Annotated in this window: 19 protein-coding genes and 1 riboswitch; of the genes, 10 read left to right on the top strand and 9 right to left on the bottom strand. The window is 75.4% G+C overall.

The window, feature by feature from the left end; all coding sequences use genetic code 11:
* Positions 1–4: 4 nt before the first annotated feature.
* A complete protein-coding gene (gene cobC, locus ABT092_RS16375; RefSeq protein ID WP_351244277.1) occupies positions 5–1,522 on the bottom strand; it encodes an Rv2231c family histidinol phosphate aminotransferase CobC in 1,518 nt (505 codons plus the stop codon).
* 88 nt (positions 1,523–1,610) lie between these two features.
* On the opposite strand from cobC, the gene ABT092_RS16370 reads away from it, so the two are divergent.
* Positions 1,611–2,339, top strand: a complete 729-nt coding sequence (locus tag ABT092_RS16370) for a ZIP family metal transporter (RefSeq protein WP_351244275.1) — start codon at positions 1,611–1,613, stop codon at positions 2,337–2,339.
* 23 nt (positions 2,340–2,362) lie between these two features.
* On the opposite strand, the gene ABT092_RS16365 is transcribed toward ABT092_RS16370, so the two are convergent.
* The 7 genes from ABT092_RS16365 to ABT092_RS16335 form a co-directional block, all read right to left on the bottom strand.
* On the bottom strand, positions 2,363–3,757 hold the full coding sequence (locus ABT092_RS16365) for a cobyrinic acid a,c-diamide synthase CobB (protein WP_351244273.1): 1,395 nt from the start codon (positions 3,755–3,757) through the stop codon (positions 2,363–2,365).
* Positions 3,758–3,764: 7 nt separating this feature from the next.
* Positions 3,765–4,400: a cob(I)yrinic acid a,c-diamide adenosyltransferase gene (gene cobO / locus ABT092_RS16360; RefSeq protein ID WP_351244271.1), complete on the bottom strand. Its 636-nt coding sequence runs from the start codon at positions 4,398–4,400 to the stop codon at positions 3,765–3,767.
* Positions 4,400–6,481 carry a putative cobaltochelatase gene (locus ABT092_RS16355; RefSeq protein WP_351244269.1) on the bottom strand — a complete coding sequence of 694 codons (2,082 nt, stop codon included), beginning with the start codon at positions 6,479–6,481 and terminating at the stop codon, positions 4,400–4,402. The genes cobO and ABT092_RS16355 overlap by 1 nt, the downstream gene beginning before the upstream one ends.
* A gap of 88 nt (positions 6,482–6,569) precedes the next feature.
* Positions 6,570–8,111: a cobyric acid synthase gene (locus ABT092_RS16350; RefSeq protein ID WP_351244372.1), complete on the bottom strand. Its 1,542-nt coding sequence runs from the start codon at positions 8,109–8,111 to the stop codon at positions 6,570–6,572.
* Positions 8,112–8,116: 5 nt separating this feature from the next.
* Positions 8,117–9,076 (bottom strand): cobalamin biosynthesis protein, encoded by a 960-nt coding sequence (locus ABT092_RS16345; RefSeq protein ID WP_351244267.1) that lies wholly within the window; start codon positions 9,074–9,076, stop codon positions 8,117–8,119.
* Between the two features lie 144 nt (positions 9,077–9,220).
* A riboswitch (cobalamin riboswitch) is annotated at positions 9,221–9,346 on the bottom strand.
* A 170-nt stretch (positions 9,347–9,516) separates the two neighbouring features.
* On the bottom strand, positions 9,517–9,753 hold the full coding sequence (locus tag ABT092_RS16340; protein WP_351244265.1) for a hypothetical protein: 237 nt from the start codon (positions 9,751–9,753) through the stop codon (positions 9,517–9,519).
* A gap of 10 nt (positions 9,754–9,763) precedes the next feature.
* The gene (locus tag ABT092_RS16335) at positions 9,764–11,020 is read right to left on the bottom strand and encodes an inorganic phosphate transporter (RefSeq protein ID WP_351244263.1); all 1,257 of its coding nucleotides are present in this window, start codon (positions 11,018–11,020) and stop codon (positions 9,764–9,766) included.
* A gap of 411 nt (positions 11,021–11,431) precedes the next feature.
* Between ABT092_RS16335 and ABT092_RS16330 the strand changes: the two genes are divergently transcribed.
* Together ABT092_RS16330 and ABT092_RS16325 are read left to right on the top strand one after the other, a co-directional pair.
* Complete coding sequence (locus tag ABT092_RS16330; RefSeq protein WP_351244261.1) at positions 11,432–12,568, top strand: alpha/beta hydrolase family protein; 1,137 nt, start codon at positions 11,432–11,434, stop codon at positions 12,566–12,568.
* Positions 12,569–12,762: 194 nt separating this feature from the next.
* Positions 12,763–14,196: a hypothetical protein gene (locus ABT092_RS16325; RefSeq protein ID WP_351244259.1), complete on the top strand. Its 1,434-nt coding sequence runs from the start codon at positions 12,763–12,765 to the stop codon at positions 14,194–14,196.
* Between the two features lie 3 nt (positions 14,197–14,199).
* On the opposite strand, the gene ABT092_RS16320 is transcribed toward ABT092_RS16325, so the two are convergent.
* The gene (locus tag ABT092_RS16320) at positions 14,200–14,613 is read right to left on the bottom strand and encodes a VOC family protein (RefSeq protein ID WP_351244257.1); all 414 of its coding nucleotides are present in this window, start codon (positions 14,611–14,613) and stop codon (positions 14,200–14,202) included.
* A gap of 254 nt (positions 14,614–14,867) precedes the next feature.
* Here ABT092_RS16320 and abc-f point away from each other — a divergent pair, with 254 nt between their 5' ends.
* The 7 genes from abc-f to ABT092_RS16285 all read left to right on the top strand — a co-directional run bounded on the left by abc-f (position 14,868) and on the right by ABT092_RS16285 (position 19,924).
* Positions 14,868–16,466, top strand: a complete 1,599-nt coding sequence (gene abc-f / locus ABT092_RS16315) for a ribosomal protection-like ABC-F family protein (RefSeq protein WP_351244255.1) — start codon at positions 14,868–14,870, stop codon at positions 16,464–16,466.
* A gap of 413 nt (positions 16,467–16,879) precedes the next feature.
* Complete coding sequence (locus ABT092_RS16310; protein ID WP_351244253.1) at positions 16,880–17,104, top strand: helix-turn-helix domain-containing protein; 225 nt, start codon at positions 16,880–16,882, stop codon at positions 17,102–17,104.
* A 180-nt stretch (positions 17,105–17,284) separates the two neighbouring features.
* Positions 17,285–18,064 (top strand): enoyl-CoA hydratase/isomerase family protein, encoded by a 780-nt coding sequence (locus tag ABT092_RS16305; RefSeq protein ID WP_351244251.1) that lies wholly within the window; start codon positions 17,285–17,287, stop codon positions 18,062–18,064.
* A gap of 120 nt (positions 18,065–18,184) precedes the next feature.
* Positions 18,185–18,637, top strand: a complete 453-nt coding sequence (locus ABT092_RS16300; RefSeq protein ID WP_351244249.1) for an Asp23/Gls24 family envelope stress response protein — start codon at positions 18,185–18,187, stop codon at positions 18,635–18,637.
* A gap of 82 nt (positions 18,638–18,719) precedes the next feature.
* Positions 18,720–18,905 carry a hypothetical protein gene (locus tag ABT092_RS16295; protein ID WP_351244247.1) on the top strand — a complete coding sequence of 62 codons (186 nt, stop codon included), beginning with the start codon at positions 18,720–18,722 and terminating at the stop codon, positions 18,903–18,905.
* 3 nt (positions 18,906–18,908) lie between these two features.
* A complete protein-coding gene (locus ABT092_RS16290) occupies positions 18,909–19,304 on the top strand; it encodes a hypothetical protein (protein WP_351244245.1) in 396 nt (131 codons plus the stop codon).
* Positions 19,301–19,924, top strand: a complete 624-nt coding sequence (locus ABT092_RS16285) for a DUF6286 domain-containing protein (RefSeq protein WP_351244243.1) — start codon at positions 19,301–19,303, stop codon at positions 19,922–19,924. The genes ABT092_RS16290 and ABT092_RS16285 overlap by 4 nt, the downstream gene beginning before the upstream one ends.

Below are 19,924 nucleotides of genomic sequence, written 5' to 3'. Positions count from 1 at the left end.
CCCGTCACAGGGCGCGTTCCAGCGCGGCGAGGAAGGCCGCGCAGACCTCGGCGTCCCGCACCGCCACCCGCAGCCAGTCGGACCCCAACCCCGGGAAGGTGTCCGCCCGTCGCACCGCGAACCCGGCCCCCCGCAGCCGCTCCCGCACCCCCGGCCCGTCGTCCACCCGCACCAGCACGAACGGCGCCTGCGCCACCCCGTGCACCCGCACCCCCCTCGGGGCGAGCCGGGCCAGCCCCGCCAGCAACCGCGCCCGGTCCGCGGCGACCTCCCCGGCGACCCGGGCCGCCTCCGCGAGGGCCCGCTCGGACAGGCACGCCTCCACCGCGACCAGAGCCGGCGTCGACACCGGCCAGAGCGGCTGGGCCCGCTCCAAGGCCCGCACCGTCCCCGCCTCCGCGACCACGTACCCCACCCGCAGCCCGGCCAGGCCCCAGGTCTTGGTGAGGCTCCGCAACACCACCAGCCCGGGCACCTCCCGCCCCGCGAGGGCCTCCCGCTCCCCGGGCACCGCATCGATGAACGCCTCGTCGACGACCAGCGTCCGCCCCGGCCGGGCCAACCGCAGCAGCGCCTCGGCCGGATGCAGCACCGAGGTCGGGTTGGTCGGGTTCCCGACCACCACCAGGTCCGCGTCCGCGGGCACCGCCCCGTCCCGCAGCCGGAACCCGTCCTCCGGGCGCAGCAGCACCCGCTCCACCCGGTGCCCGGCGTCCCGCAACGCGGCCTCCGGCTCGGTGAACTGGGGGTGCACCACCACCGCCCGGCGCGGCGACAGCGCCCGCGCGAGCAGCACGAACGCCTCCGCGGCGCCCGCGGTGAGCAGCACCCGGTCGACCGCCACCCGGTGCCGGGCGGCGACCGCGGCCCGGGCGGCCCGCCCGTCCGGATAGGCCGCGAGCCCGGTCAACGAGCCGGCGATCCGTTCCCGCAGCCACGCCGGCGGGGTACCGGTGCGCACGTTCACCGCGAGGTCGACCAGGTCCCGTCCCCCGTCGCGGACCTCCGCGTCGCCGTGGTGGCGCAGGTCGTGACCGTCCGGCACAACGTCCCCCGCCCCTTCGCCCGGGAGCCGGGCCAGCGCACAGGTGACCCGCACCGACCTGCCGTCGGACGGCGCCGACTTCCGCTTGGGCACGAGGAGTTCGCCGCCCGCCGACAGCGCGGCGGCCTCCGCCACCGAGGGCGTGCCCACCGCGGCCAGCGTGCCGGGGGAGGGGTGCGGCACCGTCACCCGCGCCAGCTCCGCCGCCGGATACGCCCGCAGCGGCACGCCCAGCCGCCGGGCGGCCCCCACCAGGCCGGGCTCGCCGGCCCGGCGGTCCACGGTGGCCAGCGCCCCCAGGGCGTCCCGGTCCAGCCCGGCCTCCGCCAACACGGCCCGCACCAGGTCCAGCACCTCGTCCGCGGTCACCCCGCGGCCCGCCCCCACCCCGGCCACCACCCGCCCGGGGCGCGCCCGGTCCCCGCCCCCGGAGCGCAGCGGGGGGACGGACGGGGCCGGGGGCGCGGACGGGACCATGACGGGTTCCTCTCGAAGGGGCGGGCCGGTCGGGTGACCGGGGAACGGGGTGCGTGCGTCCGGCCCGCGCATCCGCTAGCAAGGCGCCATGGTCGTGCTCGTGGCGCTGGGTTCGTTCGTGATGACGCTGGTCGGCGGCCTGGCGGCGCAACGCGTGGTCGACCGCCGGCACCTGGTGCTGGGCTTCGCGGGCGGCCTGATGCTCGGCGTCGTCGGCTTCGACCTGCTGCCCGAGGCGCTGGAGGGCGCCTCACGGCGGGTGCACGGGGTCCCGCTGGCGCTGTTGCTGTTCGTCGGCGGGTTCCTCGGCGCCCACGTGGTGGAACGCCTGCTCGCGCTGCGCCAGGCCGAACACGGGGCGCACGACCCCGAGCACGTGCCGCAGGTCGGGCTGGGCGCCGGTGCCGCGATGGTGGGCCACAGCCTCGCCGACGGGGTGGCCATCGGGGCGTCGTTCCAGGTCGACACCGCGGTGGGGATCAGCGTCGCGATCGCCGTGATCACCCACGACTTCGCGGACGGCTTCAACACCTACACCGTCACCAGCGCGTACGGCAACGACCGCCGCAAGGCCCTCGCCATGCTCCTCGCCGATGCCTGCGCCCCCCTCGTCGGGGCCGCCTCCACCCTGCTGTTCACCGTGTCGGCGCCGGTCCTCGCCGGCTACCTCGCGTTCTTCGGCGGCGTCCTGCTCTACATCGCCGCGGCCGAGATCCTGCCCGAGGCCAGCCACCGCCACCCGGCGCGCTCCACCCTGCTGTGCACGGTCGCCGGCGCCGCACTGATGTGGCTGGTGGTCGGCGCCGCCGGGCACTGAGCCGGCGCGCTCCGGGCGGCGGCTCACCCCGCGCACGAGGACTCCCGCGCCGACGCCGCCTCCCGCCACGCCGCGCAGTGCGCCACGAACCGTCCGGCGACCTCGGGCGCAGCGGCCCAGTGGGTGTGCAGGTAGCTCGCGTGCACCCCGCCCAGGACGAAGCCCTCCACTCGGGCGCGGGGGGTGCGCAGCCCCCACGCCGGCGTGGGGCCGGCGCTCGGCTCCAGCACCGTGCGGTGGAACTCGTGGCCCCGCAGCCGGGTGCCCGCCGCGGCCAGCACGCTGTCCGACACGGCCACCGCCTCCCGGTAGCCCAGGGTCAGCCGTTGCGACATCCGGGCTTCCCCGGGCACCACCGCGCACATCGGCCGCCCGTCCAGCGAGCGGGCCAGGTACAGCAGGCCCGCGCACTCGGCGGCGATCGGGGCGCCCGCCGCGGCCAGGGCGGCGACCTCGGCCCGCAGCGCCCCGTTCGCGGCCAGCTCGCCCACGTACATCTCGGGGAAGCCGCCGCCGATCACCAGCCCCGCGGTGCCCTCCGGCAGCCGCTCGTCGCGCAACGGGTCGAAGACGACCACCTCGGCCCCCGCCGCGGTGAGCAGTTCCGGGTGCTCCGCGTACAGGAACGAGAAGGCGGCGCCGCCCGCCACCGCGACCACCGGCGGTCGCCCCGCCGCCGGGACCACCGGCGGCCTCGGCTCCCAGGGCACCTCCGACAGCGGGGGAGCGGTGCGGGCCAGCGCGAGCAGCGCCTCCAGGTCGCAGCCCCGGCGCACCGTGTCGGCCATCGCGGCCACCGCCGCCGTCGCGTCCCGGTGCCGCTCGGCCACCGGCACCAGCCCCAGGTGCCGGGACGGGGTGGTCACGCCCTCGGCGCGGCGCAGCGCACCCAGCACCGGCGTGCCCGCCTCCTCCAGGGCGTCCCGCAGCAGCTCCTCGTGCCGGTCCGAGCCGACCTTGTTGAGGATCACCCCGCCGATCCGCACCTGTGGGTCGAAGGAGGCGAAGCCGTGCACCAGGGCGGCCACCGAACGGGACTGCGAGGAGGCGTCCACCACCAGCACCACCGGCGCCCGCAGGAGTTTGGCCACCTGCGCGGTGGACGCCAGTTCGCCCTGCCCGGAGGCCCCGTCGTACAGGCCCATCACCCCCTCCACCACCGCGAGGTCGGCACCCCGGGCGCCGTGCGCGAAGAGCGGGCCGACCCGCTCCGGGCCGCACATGTACGCATCGAGGTTGCGCCCCGGGCGGCCGGTGGCCAGGGCGTGGTAGCCGGGGTCGATGTAGTCGGGCCCGACCTTGTGCGGGGAGACCCGCAGCCCGCGCTCGGCGAACGCGGCCATCAGTCCGGTGGTCACGGTGGTCTTGCCGCTGCCCGAGGCGGGCGCGGCCACGACCAGCCGCGGCACGTCGATCATCGTCGGTTCACCATTCGATGCCCCGCTGGCCCTTCTGGCCCGCGTCCATCGGGTGCTTCACCTTCGACATGTCCGTCACCAGGTCGGCGAAGGCGACCAGTTCGGCGGGGGCGTTGCGGCCGGTGATGACCACGTGCTGGTTGCCGGGCCGCTCCCGCAGCACCGCGACCACCTCGGCCACGTCGATCCACCCCCAGTGCAGCGGGTACGCGAACTCGTCCAGGACGTACAGCCGGTAGGTCTCGGCCGCCAGGTCGCGCTTGATCTGCTCCCAGCCCTCGCGGGCCTTCGCCGCGTTCACCGCGTTGGAGTCGGCCGGGTCGGCGCCCTCGACGGCGGCGGAGGGCGCCCGCTGGATCCAGGACCAGCCCTCGCCCATCTTGTGCCAGTCGACGGTGCCGCCCTCGCCGCTGGCCCCCAGCACCCGCAGCGCGTTCTCCTCGCCGACCTTCCACTTCGCCGACTTGACGAACTGGAACACCCCGATTGGCCAACCCTGGTTCCAGGCGCGCAGCGCCATCCCGAACGCCGCCGTCGACTTGCCCTTGCCGATGCCCGTGTGCACCATCACCAGCGGCCGGTTGCGGCGCTGACGCGTGGTGAGCCCGTCCTGGGGCACGACGGACGGTTGTCCCTGTGGCATTACGCTGCCCTTCCCCGGGTGCCCGCGGCACCCCGTACGTCCTTGACCAGTCCCGCGAGCGCATCGGCCCGCAGTTCCTCCAACGTCACCGGCGTCCCGCCGAGGTCGGCGGCCAGCCGGCCGGCGAGCCCCAGCCGCACCGGACCCGACTCGCAGTCCACCACCACCGAGGCGACCCGGTCGGCGGCCAGCAGCCGGGCCGCCCGGGCGGCCCGCCGCACCGGTTCCACCCCGCCGGTGGCCCGGCCGTCGGTGACCACGACCAGCAGTGCCCGGCGCGCCGGGTCCCGGAGCCGCTCCACCCGCAGCACCTCGCGGGCGCGTAGCAGCCCGTCCGCGAGCGGGGTCCTGCCGCCGGTCGCCAGCGAGGCCAGCCGGGTCGCGGCGGTGTCCACCGAGGAGGTGGGCGGCAGGGCGAGCGCCGCGTCCGCGCCGCGGAAGGTCACCAACCCCACCTTGTCCCGCCGCTGGTAGGCGTCCAACAGCAGGGAGAGCACGGCGCCCTTGACGGCGCTCATCCGACGACGTGCGGCCATCGAACCGGAGGCGTCCACGGCGAACAGCACCAGGTTGCCCTCCCGACCCTCCCGGGTGGCCTGGCGCAGGTCGTCCCGGCGCACCAACAGCCCCGGGCCGGACCGGCCGCGGGCGTGCTGGTGCGGGGCGGCGGCCCGCACGGTCGCCGACAGGTGCAGCTTGGTGAGCGCCCCGCGCGGACGACGGTCCCCGATGGTGCGGCCGTGCTCGGTACGGGCCCGGGAACGTCGGCCGGCGGCGCCCTCGCCGAGCCCGGGCACGGTCAGGGTCCGGGTGCGGAACGGCTCCCCGGCCGCCGCCGCGGGCTGCTCGGGGGCGACGCCCACCGGCTGCCCGGCCGGCTCCCCGGGTGCCTCGGACGTCTCGGCGGGCGGAGCCTGCTCCGGCGCCTCCCGCGGCGGGGGCGGCGCGCCTGGCCCGCCCTGCGGACCGTCCGGGCCGCCTTCGGGGCCGTCCGGGCCCGGTTCGTCCGGCCCCCGGTCGGGGTCTTCGGGTCCCTCGGGTCCGGCCGGCGGGTCCGGCTCGGGCTCCTCGTCCGCGAAGCCGTCCAGCACCTCGTCGAGCTTCTCCTCGTCCAGGCCCGGGGCGTCGAACGGGTTGCGCCGCCGGCGGTGCGGCAGCGCCAACAGCGCCGCCTGCCGGACGTCCTGGGTGCGGACCTCGGTCCGCCCGTCCCAGGCGGCCAGTGCCGTCGCGGTCCGGGCCATCACGATGTCCGCGCGCATCCCGTCCACCTCGAAGGCCGCGCAGACCGCCGCGATCCGCAGCAGCGCGCCGTCCCCCAGCCGCACCGCGGGCAGCAGCAGCCGGGCCGCCGCGATCCGCTCGCGCAGCGCCGACTCCTCCCCGGCCCAGCCCGCGGCGAAGCCCACCGGGTCGTCGTCGTGGGCGAGGCGCCGCTTGACGACCGCCACCCGCTGCTCGGGCTCCCGGGACGCCGTCACCTCGACGGTCAGCCCGAACCGGTCGAGCAACTGCGGACGCAGCTCGCCCTCCTCCGGGTTCATGGTGCCGACCAGCAGGAACCGGGCCGCGTGCCGGACCGAGACCCCCTCCCGCTCCACGTACGAGGCGCCCATCGCCGCCGCGTCCAGCAGCAGGTCCACCAGGTGGTCGTGGAGGAGGTTCACCTCGTCCACGTACAGGATGCCGCGGTGGGCCTCGGCCAACAGGCCCGGTTCGAACGCCTTCACCCCGTCGGCGAGGGCCCGCTCGATGTCCAGGGCGCCCACCAGCCGGTCCTCGGAGGCGCCGACCGGCAGTTCCACCATCCGGGCCGGCCGGCCGGCCCGGGGGCCCGCCCCGTGCGGGCCGTCCGGGCAGTCCGGGTCGGGTGCGTCGGGGTCGCAGGAGAAGCGGCAGCCGGCGACGGCCGCCACCTCGGGCAGCAGCGTCGCCAGCGCCCGGACCGCGGTGCTCTTCGCGGTGCCCTTCTCGCCGCGCACCAGGACGCCGCCGACCGCGGGCGACACGGCGTTCAGCAGCAGCGCGAGCCGGAGGTCGTCCTGGCCGACGATGGCGGTGAATGGATACGGGGTGGTCACCCGTGGTCCTCCCAGTCTTCAGCGGTCTCGGTCGGTGCGGAACGGCCCCGCCCGGCGGGTGGGCCGGGTCGGGGCGGGGCCGGGCGTCTCACGGGGCGCCCGGCGGGACGAACGGCAGACCCGGCGGCGGCCCGGCGGCGATCAGCTCGCACAGGGCGTCGGTGTCCGTGTGGCGCTCGATCAGATCGGCGAGGCGGTCCAGCTGTTCCTCGCGCAGGGCGGCGAAGGAGGTGTCCGGCGCCGGGACGAAACCGCGCCCCGCCTGCGCCGCGACCTGCCGCAGGAAGGCCCGGCGGAAGCCGTCCGACTCCAGCGAGCCGTGCCAGTGGGTGCCCCACACCGAGCCCCGTCGGCAGCCGTCCAGGAAGGGTTCGCCGCCGAGCACGTCGGCGACGCCGTGGTGGATCTCGTACCCGTCGACCCGCTCGCCCAGGGCCGTGCCCGAGGGGCGGGCCAGGGTCTTCTCGACGGCGAACCGCACCCGTACGGGCAGCAGCCCGAGGCCCTCGACGGTGCCCGCACGGGACTCGACCTCGTCCTCGACGACCTCGCCCAGCAGTTGGAAGCCGCCGCAGATCCCCAGCACGGGCCGGCCCTCGGCGGCCCGGCGTCGCAGGGCCGCGGCGAGCCCCCGCCGCTCCAGCCAGCGCAGCGCGGCCACCGTGCCGCGGGTGCCGGGCACCACCACCAGGTCGGCGTCGGCGGTCTCCTCCGGCCGGTCCACGAACCGGACGGTGACCCCGGGTTCGGCGGCGAGCGCGTCCACGTCGGTGAAGTTCGACATCAACGGCACCGCGCACACCGCGATCCGCAGTACCTCGGTGCCGTACGGCTCGCCGGCCGGCGATTCGCGCACGGTGCCCCGCAGCGACACCCTTAGCCCGTCCTCCTCGTCGATGCCGAGCCCGTGCTGGAACGGCAGCACCCCGTAGGTGGGACGGCCGGTGAGGGTGCGCAGCATGTCGAGGCCGGGTTCCAGCAGCGAGACGTCGCCGCGGAACTTGTTGACCAGGTAGCCGGCCACCAGGGCCTGGTCCTCGGGGGCCAGCAGCGCCGTCGTCCCGAAGAAGGAGGCGAAGACCCCGCCCCGGTCGATGTCGCCGACCACCAGCACCGGCAGCCGGCCGGCCCGGGCGACGCCCATGTTGACGATGTCGGTGCGCCGCAGGTTGATCTCGGCCGGGCTGCCCGCGCCCTCGCACACCACCACGTCATGGGTGGCCCGCAACTCCTCCAGGCACCCCACGACGGTGTCGAGCAGCGCCTCGCGGCCCCCGGGCACCGGCTGCCCCTCCTCGGGGCCGCCCGGCGCGCCGAAGAAGCCGCGCGCGCTCATCTCCCCGACCGGGCGCCCCATCAGCACCACCTGGCTGGTGCGGTCCCCGCCGGGCTTGAGGAGCACCGGGTTCATCAGGGCGCTCGGCTCCACCCGGGCGGCCTGCGCCTGCATGGCCTGGGCCCGGCCGATCTCGGCGCCGTCCCGGGTGACGAACGAGTTGAGGGACATGTTCTGCCCCTTGAACGGGGCCACCTTGACGCCCCGGCGGGCCAGCCACCGGCAGATCCCGGCGGTCACCACGCTCTTGCCCGCGTCGGAGGTGGTCCCCGCGACCAGCAGTCCGCCCTGCAGCACCCCTACCGTCCCTTCCCCGTGACCGTGCGCCGGGCCGCGAGCGCCCCGCGTCCCGCGACGCACACCGCGAGCGTCAGCCAACCCACCCGGCGCGACAGCCGCACCGCCCGGTCGATGTCCGCCACCGTGACGGCCCGCCCGTCCCCGTTCAGCACCGGCCGGTGCTCGACCCGCCCGCCGTAGGAGAGGGTGCCGCCGAGGCGGACGCCGAGCGCGCCCGCGAACGCGCTCTCCGCCACGCCCGCGTTGGGGCTCGGGTGGCGTCGGGCGTCCGCGCGCCAGGCCCGTGCGGCGGCGGCCGGGGCACCCCCGGCCACCACGGCCAGGGCCCCGGTGAGCCGGGCGCCGGGCCAGCCCGCCACGTCGTCCAGGCGCGCCGAGGCCCAACCGAAGCGGCGGTGGCGGGGCGAGCGGTGGCCGACCATCGCGTCGAGGGTGTTGACGGCCCGGAAGCCGACGAGCCCGGGCACCCCGCCGATCGCCCCCCACACCAGGGCGCCGACCACGGCGTCGGAGGTGTTCTCGGCGACGGATTCGACCACGGCCCGGGCGATGCCGTCCGCGTCCAGGGCCTCGGGGTCCCGTCCGCACAGGTGCGGCAGCCGTCGTCGGGCCGCGGCGAGGTCGCCCGCGGCCAGGGCGGCGCCGACGGCCGCGGCCTCGTGGCCGAGGCTGGTCCCGCCGACCACGGCCCAGGTGGCGGCGGCGGTCAGGGCGACCGAGGCGGTGCGCGAGGGGGCGGCGGCGCGCGCCACCAGCGCGGCGGCGCCCGCGGCGCCCCCGGCGCAGAGCGCGGTGTGCAGTGCGCCCCAGCCGCGGTGGTCGCGCCAGAGGAGGTGTTCGACGGCGCCCGCGGCACGACCGAAGGCGGCGACCGGATGTCCGCGGCGGGGGTCGCCGAGGAGGAGGTCGCCGATCAGTCCGGCGGTGGCGCCGTAGGCGAAGGTGCGCCCGGCCCGCATCGGCTCAGCCCGCCGGGCGTCGGCGGGTCCGCGTACGGTCGTGGGGTCCCGTGCCGTGGGGCGCGGGACGGGCAGACGGGTGCCCCGGCATCGCTGTGTCCTCACTCGGGGTCCGCGCCCCGGGTCGACGGAGACGACGGCGAGAGTCTCCTGGCTCCCGGATCGGCGCCGCCCCCGGTCTTCCAGCCGCGTGACGGCCGTGACGTGCGGTGCGGGGGAGCGCTCCCCGGTGACAGTGGCGGGACCGCGCCGGATTCGCACCGGCTTCCTCTCTGCTGCCGCCGTAATGGCCCGGGCAGTCCACCACGCCCCGAGAACACCCGTCAACCGCGCGCTGACCTGCGGCGGGGCAGTGTGTGAAGCCCCACACACGACGAAGGCCCGGTGGTCACCACTGTGGGGGCGGTGACCGACCGGACCGGAGATCGCAACCTGGGGGGTTAGGCGACGATCAGGTTTATGCCGAAGGCGACGGCCGCGACGCAGAGGGCGAAGCAGGCGACGGCGCTGGCGGTGGCGACGGCGGCCGAACCGCCCTTGGCGTGTCCGTTGCCGGCGAGTGCGGCCTCCCGCTTGGAGAGTCCGACGAGGCCGAGGGTGAACAGGCCCACCAGGACCACGGTGACCACGAGGCTGACTCCGAAGACGGAGGCGAGTGCTGCCCAGTCGATTTTCATTGGGGGTTCCTTACACCTTGGCGGTCCGCGGTGCGGACTCCGTCGAGGGGCTGTTCGGGTCCGCCGGGAGGGTCACCGAGAGGTCACCCGTGGCGGCGGTGGTGTCGCCGGCCGGCGGCGGGGTGACCGCGGCCATGGCGGTGGTGACGACGCCCGCGGGCTCGTCGTCCACGTCGTTGACGTTGGTGTGGTCGACGACCTCCTTGCGGGAGCGCAGCCAGATCGCACCCGATCCGCCGACCAGCAGTGCCGCGGTCGCGGCGACGCCCCAGGGGCCCTGCTTGGTGAGGAGTTCGGCGAGGGCGCCGACGACACCGGCGGCCGGCAGCGTCAGACCCCAGGCGACGAACATCCGGGTGGCGGTCGACCAGCGGACCACTCCGCCCTTGCGGCCCAGGCCCGCACCCATCACGGCGCCGGAGCAGGACTGCGTGGTGGAGAGGGAGAAGCCCAGGTGCGAGGAGGCGAGGATGACCGTGGCGGCGCTGGACTGGGCGGCGAAGCCCTGCTGCGGCTGCAGGTCGGTCAGGCCCTTGCCCATGGTGCGGATGATGCGCCAGCCGCCGAGGTAGGTGCCGAGCGCGATGGCGACACCGGCGGAGACGATGACCCACATGGGCGGGTTGGAGCCGGGGGCCAGTGCGCCACCGGTGACCAGGGCGAGGGTGATGATGCCCATCGTCTTCTGGGCGTCGTTGGTGCCGTGCGCCAGGGAGACCAGGGCGGCCGAGGAGATCTGGCCGGCGCGGTAGCCCTTGGAGCTGGCCTTGTCGCTGACGTTGTTGCCGAGCTTGTACGTCAGGCGGGTGGCGATCATCGCTGCGATGCCGGCCACCACGGGGGCGGCGACTGCGGGGATGAGGACCTTGGTGACGACGGTGGAGCCGTTCACCGAGTCCCAGCCGGCCGACATCACGGCGGCGCCGATCAGACCGCCGAACAGGGCGTGGGAGGAGCTGGAGGGCAGACCTACGAGCCAGGTCAGCAGGTTCCAGAGGATGGCGCCGACGAGCGCCGCGAAGATGACTTCGGGTTGGATGCCGCCTTCGTCGATCATGCCGCCAGAGATCGTCTTGGCGACTTCGACCGAGAGGAAGGCTCCGACCAAGTTCAACACGGCGGACATTGCGACCGCCGCTTTGGGCTTCATAGCGCCAGTTGAGATGGTCGTCGCCATCGCGTTGGCCGTGTCGTGGAAACCGTTCGTGAAGTCAAACACGAGAGCGGTGACGATCACGATTCCGAGGAGGAGCGTGATGTTTTCCATTTACCCAGGCTTCCGTGGGGCGTCAGTGGGGGTTGGAACGTAAGCAACCTGAGTTAACGGAAGATGAACTGGGGCAGGCATCACGGTGACTCGATCTGAGGGAGCTCTATTCCGCATGGGGAGGTCGGTCGATCGGGGGGGTAAGGGGGCTGGAGCGGTGGGCTTCGGGTGGTTCCGTGCAACGGCCCCACACGCCGCCGATGACCCGTTCAGCGTCTCATCCGACTGTACGGCCCTTCATCGGCCCGCCGCCCCACATACCCTCTTTGTCCGATCTAAGTAAGACACATCACTCGACCGGCCGTACCGGGCGTTCGGCGGGCCCCACCCGATGGGTCCGGTGGGGTGAACCACCCGGGACGCGGCGGCGCCCACTGGCCGTGTCCTACCCCCGCCCCGACACTGGACACCGTGCGCACCGCCCGAGCCGCGACAGCCGCCACCGCAGCCGCCGCCACCGCGACCGTCACCGGCCTGCTCGCCCTGGCCGCGGGACGGTTCGCCAGCGACGCCGCCCTGAAACCCCGCCCGGGTCAGCCGCTCCCCACCGACCCGCGCCTCACCGTCCACGCCGTCACCGCCGACCGCGTCACCCTGACCAGGGACCTGGCCAGCCTGCGCCCCGGCACCTACGGCCTCACCGGTCGCCGCGTCCACGCCGTCGTCGGCCCGGTCGTCCCCGACGCCCCGCACACCGCCGACACCGTCGTCCGCCGGCTGGACGGCGTCACCCACGGCACCCTCGCCCCGGGGACCACGGTCCGGCTCACCCCCCAGGTCCACACCGGCGACCCGGGCACCGCGCTGGGCCTCGACCACCAGGACGTCGAGGTCCCCGGCGAAACGGGGCTGCTGCCCGCCTGGTGGGTGCCCTCCGCCCGGGACACCTGCGTCATCGCGGTGCACGGCCTCGGCACCACCCGCGAGCACCCGATGGTGGTCATGGACTTCCTGCACCGCAGCCGGTTCCCGGTGCTCTCCCTCGCCTACCGCGGCGACCGCGGCGCCCCCCGCGCCCCGGACGGCCTCAGCCACCTCGGGGAGACCGAGTGGCGCGACCTGGACGCCGCACTGCGCCACGCCGTGCGCCGGGGCGCCGAACGCATCGTGCTGCACGGCTGGTCCACCGGCGCCACCATGGCGCTGCGCGCCGCCACCCACTCCCCGCTGCGCGACCGCATCGTGGGGCTGGTCCTGGACTCCCCGGTCCTGGACTGGGAGGCCACCGTCCGCGCCCTCGCCCTCGCCCGCGGCGTGCCCCACGCCCTGCTCCCGCTGGCCGTGCGCGCCGCCGAAGGACGCACCGGTCTGCGTCCGCACCGGGTCCGCGAACGGGCCGACGTCCGCGACCTGCGCGTCCCCACCCTGGTCGTGCACGGCCCGGACGACCAGATCGCCCCCTGGGCGCTCTCCCGTGCCTTCGCCCGCAGCCGCCCCGACCTGGTCACCCTGCACACCGTCCCCGACGCCCCGCACGGCGCCATGTGGAACGCGGACCCCGCCGGCTACGAGGAGGCCCTGCGCCGGTTCCTGACCCCGCTCGGCTGACCCGGCGCACGCACCCCCGCCGCACCGTGACCCTCGGTGAGGGTGCGGTCACCCGCCCGCCCCGGGCGGCCCTCCTCCCCGAGGGCTCCGCTTCCCCCTCTCGAACACCTCGCGCGGCACCGCACGAGGGTTCGCCCACTCCTCGCCACCCATTCCGTTTGGGTTTTCGGACCGTCAACCGGAAGACTGCCCCCGTGACGTCCCGTACCCCGCGCGACTCCAGGCTCCGACTCGTCCGTCCGCGCTCCCTGAGCGCCTCCGCCCCGGCGGTCGGCGAGCGGCGTTCCCGCCGCCCCGCCCCGAGGCCGCCCGAGGGCACCCCGTCCCCCCGGGAACTGGCCCGCACCGCCCGCGCCGGCCTCGCCGGGGCCGCCCGGATCGCCCGCTGGGCCGACACCGAACTCAGCCCCCGCCCCCGGGACGAGGGGGCCGCCACCGCGCTGGCCGCCACCCCGGACGGCGGAGGGAACCTGTCCGCGGCGACCGCGGCCCGGGCCGCCGCCGCACTCGGCCTGACCCCCGACCGGGTCCGGGCCGACTGGGACACCGCCCGACTGTCCGGACTCGTCGAGGTGCACGGCGACTGCGCCCGCCCCGGCTGGCGGCTGCGCGCCTGGGACCGGGACGACTCCGCGGTGCTGCGCGGCTGGGTCGCCCTGTTCGACGCCTGGTCGCTCGCCCACCCCGCACCCGGCGCCGCCGACGCCTCCTCCGTCGCCGAGGTGGTCGAGGCGATGCCCCAGGTGCTGTCGTTCCTCCAGCTCTCGGCCGGCCCGGTGCCCCTGCCCCAACTCCTCGACCTGCTGGAACAGCGCGTCACCGAACTGCGCACCGAGCGGTGCGAGATCCCCTACGGCCCGCACCCCGAGCCGGTCGGGGAGGCCGCCGACCCGACGGCCTCCCCGACGGTCGCCGAACTGCTCGACTGGGCCCTGCACGCCCTGACCTCGGTGGGGGCGCTGACCTGCGCCGACGGGCAGGCCACCCTGACCCCGCTCGGCAGTTGGGCGGTGTGGGTCAAGCTGGAGCAGATCTGCGTGGCGGCCCAGTCCCCCGCCGGCGGCAACATCGAGCAGTCCGCGGAGGCGATGCTCCGCGGCTGCGCCCGCTCCCGCCCCAGCGAGGCCCGCGCCGAGTACCGCGCCTGGCTCGCCGCCCGCACCGTGTCCAGCGCCGTGAGCGAGCTGATCGAGGCGGCCCGCGGCGAGGACGCGCTGCTGCGCGGGCTCGCCTTCGACGCCCTGCGGGTGGTCGGCGCCCCCGCCGAGGCGGAGGTCCGACAGGCCGGGGACGAGCCCTCGCTGAGGCCCTACGCCCTGCTCTGGCTCGCCGAGATAGAGGGCGTGGACCCCGAGGACGTGCACACCGTGCTGACCCACGCCGAAGAGGTGTGGCTCTGGGTCGACACCGCGGCGGCCGTCGCCGACCACGGCGAGGCCCAACTGCTCGTGCGCCACCTGGAGTCCGCGCCCCGGCCGACCGTCCCGGCGCTCCTGGAGGACGTCCGGGACGTGGGGCACCCCCGCACCGTCCAGGTCCTGGTGGCCCTCGCCGCCGCCCACCCCGATCCGGCGCTCGCCAAGGCGGTGCGCCGGGCCGCCTTCCAGGTGCACACCGGCGGCGGCTGACGCTCACCCCCCGATCGGGGGGACGTAGGTGCCGAAGCCCCACACGTTGCCCTCGTGGTCCCGGGCCAGGTAGTCCCGGGAGCCGTACTCCTGGTCGGTCGGCGGCACCAGCACCTCCACCCCGTGCTCCACCGCCCTGCGGTGGTGCGCGTCGACATCGGCCACCACCACGTACGTCGCGGCGGGCCCCGCACCCGCCATCGCCTCGTCGAAGCGGCCGCCGCGGCCCCGGGAGCCCAGCATCACCGCGCCGTTCCCGTACGCCAGCTCGGCGTGCGCCACCTTGCCGTCCTCCGTCTCGTGGACGGCGACCCGGGTGAAGCCGAACGCCCCGGTCAGCAGCTCGATCGCGGCGTGCGCGTCCGTGTACAGCAGCGACGGGTAGAGGGTGGGCGGTCCACCGTTCGTCCTCGTCATGGTCGGCCTCCTCGGCGACGGGCGCGTACCGGAACCGTTCGCGGAGCCGGAGCGCGTGCCCCCCGCCCAGTCTGGCACCGGCCCCGGGGGCCCGCCCGCCGCGCGACGGGGGCGGGCCCGGCGGTGCGGTCGCGCCGGGAAATCCGCTTGCGCGCGCCCGTTAGACTCCTCCCATGGCTGTTCTCCTCGTGCACTAGACGGCGTCGCCGCCCTCGTTGCCCACCTCGCCGTCCATCCCGCCCAGGAGTCCGTCCGTGATCACCGCTTCCGGCATCGAGTTGCGCGCCGGTGCCCGCGTCCTCATCGAATCCGCCACCTTCCGCATCGCCAAGGGCGACCGCGTCGGCCTGGTCGGCCGCAACGGCGCCGGCAAGACGACCCTCACCAAGGTCCTGGCGGGCGAGGGCATCCCCGCCGCCGGTACCGTCGCCCGTTCCGGGGAGGTCGGCTACCTGCCCCAGGACCCCCGCACCGGCGATCTCGACATGCTGGCCCGCGACCGGGTCCTGTCGGCCCGCGGCCTCGACACCCTGATCCGCAAGATGCGCGAGAACGAGGAGAGGATCGCGACGGGCCAGGGCGCCACCCGCGAGAAGGCGCTGCGGCAGTACGAGCGCCAGGAGACCGAGTTCCTGACCAAGGGCGGGTACGCCGCCGAGGCCGAGGCCGCCACCATCGCCGCCGCGCTGAACCTGCCCGATCGGGTGCTGGGGCAGCCGCTGCACACCCTCTCCGGCGGTCAGCGCCGCCGCATCGAGCTGGCCCGCATCCTCTTCTCGGACGCCGACACGCTCCTGCTGGACGAGCCCACCAACCACCTCGACGCCGACTCCATCGTCTGGCTCCGCGACTACCTGAAGACCTACCGCGGCGGCTTCATCGTCATCTCGCACGACGTCGACCTGGTCGAGACGGTCGTCAACAAGGTGTTCTACCTGGACGCCAACCGGTCCGTGATCGACGTCTACAACATGGGCTGGAAGCTCTACCAGCAGCAGCGCGAGGCCGACGAGAAGCGCCGCAAGCGCGAGCGCCAGAACGCCGAGAAGAAGGCCGCCGCGCTCAACGCCCAGGCCGACAAGATGCGGGCCAAGGCCACCAAGACGGTCGCCGCGCAGAACATGGCCCGCCGCGCCGAGCGGCTGCTGTCCGGCCTCGAAGACGTCCGGCAGTCCGACAAGGTGGCCAAGCTGCGCTTCCCCGACCCGGCGCCCTGCGGTCGGACCCCGCTCACCGCCGAGGGCCTGTCCAAGTCCTACGGCTCGCTGGAGATCTTCACCGACGTCGACCTGGCCATCGACAAGGGCTCCCGGGTGGTGATCCTGGGACTGAACGGCGCGGGCAAGACCACCCTGCTGCGGCTGCTCGCCGGGGTGGAGAAGCCGGACACCGGCCAGGTGGTCGAGGGCCACGGCCTGAAGCTCGGCTACTACGCCCAGGAGCACGAGACCCTGGACCCGGACCGCACGGTCCTGGAGAACATGCGCTCCGCCGCCCCCGACCTGGACCTGGTCCAGGTGCGCAAGACGCTGGGCTCGTTCCTGTTCTCCGGCGACGACGTCGACAAGCCGGCGGGCGTCCTGTCCGGCGGCGAGAAGACCCGTCTGGCCCTGGCCACCCTGGTGGTCTCCTCGGCGAACGTGCTGCTCCTGGACGAGCCGACCAACAACCTCGACCCGGCGAGCCGCGAGGAGATCCTGGGCGCGCTGCGCACCTACCAGGGCGCCGTCGTCCTGGTCACCCACGACGAGGGGGCCGTCGAGGCGCTCCAGCCCGAGCGGATCATCCTGCTGCCGGACGGCGTCGAGGACCTGTGGGGCGCGGACTACGCCGACCTGATCGCTCTCGCCTGACGCACCCGGCGCGCGGCGCCCGCCACCGGTGACCGCACGGTCACCGGTGGGCGTCCGCAGCCCCGGACAGCGGTCGATCGCCGGGGTGATCCACGGCGCGTGGATCATTCGGCCTAGCCGTGATCCACCAAAGATGTGAGATCTCCTAGTGCAGCGGTGTGTCCTACAGGGACTTTTCTCGACGGAATCAAAGGTTCCGCCTCGCTCGGGCCCGCCCGCCCTGACCTGCCGATTCGTCGAGGGCGTCACCCCCTCCCCCCGTTCGGTCGGGGGCGGAGGTAAAGATTCCCCTCGTGGCGATGGCTTCCGCTGCGCCCCCCGTTGCCGTATCGACCTTGTCGAATGGGTGGCCAGGAAGCCCGGGAGGGGTGATCATGAGAAGTCCAGAGCGCACTTCCCACGAGGAGGCACGGGTGGCCGAGACTCTGAAGAAGGGCAGCCGGGTGACCGGCGCCGCGCGCGACAAGCTCGCGGCAGACCTGAAGAAGAAGTACGACTCCGGTGCGAGCATCCGGGCGCTGGCCGAAGAGACCGGCCGCTCGTATGGCTTCGTCCATCGGATGCTCAGCGAATCCGGCGTCACGCTGCGGGGACGCGGCGGGGCGACGCGCGGCAAGAAGACCGCTTCCCTCGACTGACGTCCCGGGCGGCTCCACCGGCTCCGGTGTGGCCACCCGGTCGGCCCGTGGGTCGACCGGGTGGTTACTGTGCAGTCACTTGCGGGCGCCCGCGTACGCCGTGCACACCGAGGAGCCCTTCGGCCGATCGAGTGCACCGGTACGCCCCGGCCCCGGACCGCACCCCTCGGAGGCGCCCCCATGTCCGTACTCGACCACGACGGCGTACGGCTCGCCGTCGACGGCCCGCTCGCCACGGTCACCCTGACCGACCCGGCCAGGCGGAACGCCCAGAGCCCCGCCCTGTGGCGTGCCCTGGCCGAGGCCGGGCGCACGCTGCCCGGCAGCGTGCGGGTGGTCGTGCTCCGCGGTGAGGGGCCGTCCTTCTCCGTGGGGCTGGACCGACGGGCCTTCACCCCCGAGGGCCTCCCGGGCGAACCGTCCTTCACCGACCTCGCCCGTGGCGGCGACGCGGAGGTGGACGCCGTCATCGCCGGGTACCAGGAGGCGTTCACCTGGTGGCGCCGGCCCGACCTGGTGTCCGTCGCCGCGGTCCGGGGACACGCCATCGGTGCCGGATTCCAGCTCGCCCTCGCCTGCGACCTGCGGGTGGCCGCAGCGGACGCCCAGTTCGCCATGCGCGAGACCGGCCTCGGCCTGGTCCCCGACCTCACCGGCACCCACCCCCTGGTCGCGTTGATCGGCTACGCCCGCGCCCTGGAGGTCTGCGTCACCGGCCGTCTGGTCCGGGCGGACGAAGCCGAACGCATCGGCCTCGTCAACCTCGTCGTCCCCGACGACCAGCTCGACGAGGCCGCCACCGAACTCGCCGCCGCCCTGCTGGCCGCACCCCGGGACGCCGTCATCGAGACCAAGGCCCTGCTCCAGGGCGCCACCGGGCGGGACCTCGCGGCCCAGTGCGCCGCCGAGCGGGCCGCCCAGACCCGCCGCCTCCGGGACCTGGCCGGGCTCGACGACTGACCGGCCCGGCCGGGAAGGACGCCCGCCGCTTGCTCCAGCCGCCGCAGCTCCCAGCGCGCGCTCCGCAAACCCCGCATACCGTGGTTTTCAGGACGGACGACCCGGTGAGAGGGAACCGCGATGACCGACACCACAGAGCGCAAGAACCCGGACGCGTCGACGACCAAGCGGAGCGGCGGGGGCGACCCCGCCAGCCGGGGACGCACCACCATCGCCGACGGCGTGGTCGAGAAGATCGCCGGGCTCGCCGCCCGGGACGTCGTCGGCGTCCATGCGATGGGCAGCGGACTGTCACGGACCTTCGGCGCGGTCCGCGACCGGGTACCCGGCGGCTCCAAGTCCGTCACCCGGGGCGTCAAGGCCGAGGTCGGCGAGGTGCAGACCGCCCTCGACCTGGAGATCGTGGTCGACTACGGAGTGGCGATCGCGGACGTGGCGCGCGCGGTGCGGGAGAACGTCATCGCGGCCGTGGAGCGGATGACCGAACTGGAGGTCGTCGAGGTCAACATCGCCGTGAGCGACGTCAAGCTCCCCGACGAGGAGGACGAGGAGCCCGAGTCGCGGCTCCAGTGAGCACCGTCCCGGGCGGGCCGCACGGCGGCCCGTGGGCCCGGCGGACACCGGACCGCACCGCACTCGCGCAGAGGAGCGCACGATGAGCATGGCCGTGATCGGCATGATCGCCGGAATGGCACTGGCCTTCGCCGGGTACTTCGGCGGCTTCGGGGCCTTCCTGCTGGTGGCGGCCCTCGGCGCCGTCGGCTTCCTGGGCGGCCGGTTCCTGGACGGGGACCTGGAGCCCGGGGACTTCTTCCGCGCCCGCGACGACCGGCGGCGGTGACGGGTGCCCGCACGAGTCGCCGAGCCGGTCGAAGCCCACGGCCCCACGGGACGCGCCGAGCGCGGCGAACGGGGCGCCACCCGGATCGCGGACCGCGTCATCGCCAAGATCGCGGCCCGGGCGGCCCGCGAAGCCCTGGCCACCGACCCCGGGCCGCCCGGCGCCGCCCCGGGCGCCCCACCGCACGCGACCGTCGCCGTCCACCAGGACAGCGCCCGGATCAGGGTCGTCCTGGAACTCGGCTACCCCTGCGACATCGGCGCCCGCTGCGCGGCCGTGCGCCACCGCGTCACCGAACGGGTGCAGGGCCTCGCCGGCATGGAGGTCCCCGAGGTCACCGTCCTCGTGGAACGGCTCCACTCCCCGCGGGCGGACGACACCCGGGGGAACCTGCGATGAACGAACCCCGTCCGCCCGCCCCCGTCCTCGACCCGCCCGCCCCGGACGCCGAGGAGGACCCGGGAACCGGACACCGGGTGCCGCGCCGCTTCTGGTCCGCCCGCCGGGTGCCCGCCGGGCTCGCGGCCCTCCTGCTGGCCGCGGGCGCCGGACTGCTGCTCTACGACGTCGCCGCGGTGCGCGCCGGCCACCCGGCGATGGACTGGCGCCGACGGCTCGCCGACGGACTCGCGACCCGCCCCCTGGACGACCCGGCCGTCCTCGTCGGCGCCGGGGTCGCCGCCGCCCTCGGACTGCTGCTGCTCGTCCTCGCGCTCACCCCGGGCCGGCGCGGCCTGCTGCCGATGCGCACCCCCGACCCGGACCTCCGGGTCGCCCTGGACCGCAAGGCCGCCGCCATGATCCTGCGGGACCGGGCCGTGGAGGTCTCCGGGGTGCAGTCCGTCCGGGTGCGGGTGCGCCGCCGCCGGGTGGACGCCCGCGCCGTCTCCCACTTCCGCGACCTCGACGAGGTCCGCGGAGACCTCGACTCCGTGCTCACCGAAGGCATCGACCACCTGGGTCTGGCCCGCCCCCCGTCCCTGGGGCTGCGGGTGCGGCGACCCGGCAGGAAGGGGTGA

Source organism: Streptomyces sp. NPDC002490 (genome assembly GCF_040296045.1).
GTDB lineage: Bacteria > Actinomycetota > Actinomycetes > Streptomycetales > Streptomycetaceae > Streptomyces.
This window is presented reverse-complemented; position numbering and strand designations above follow the sequence as displayed.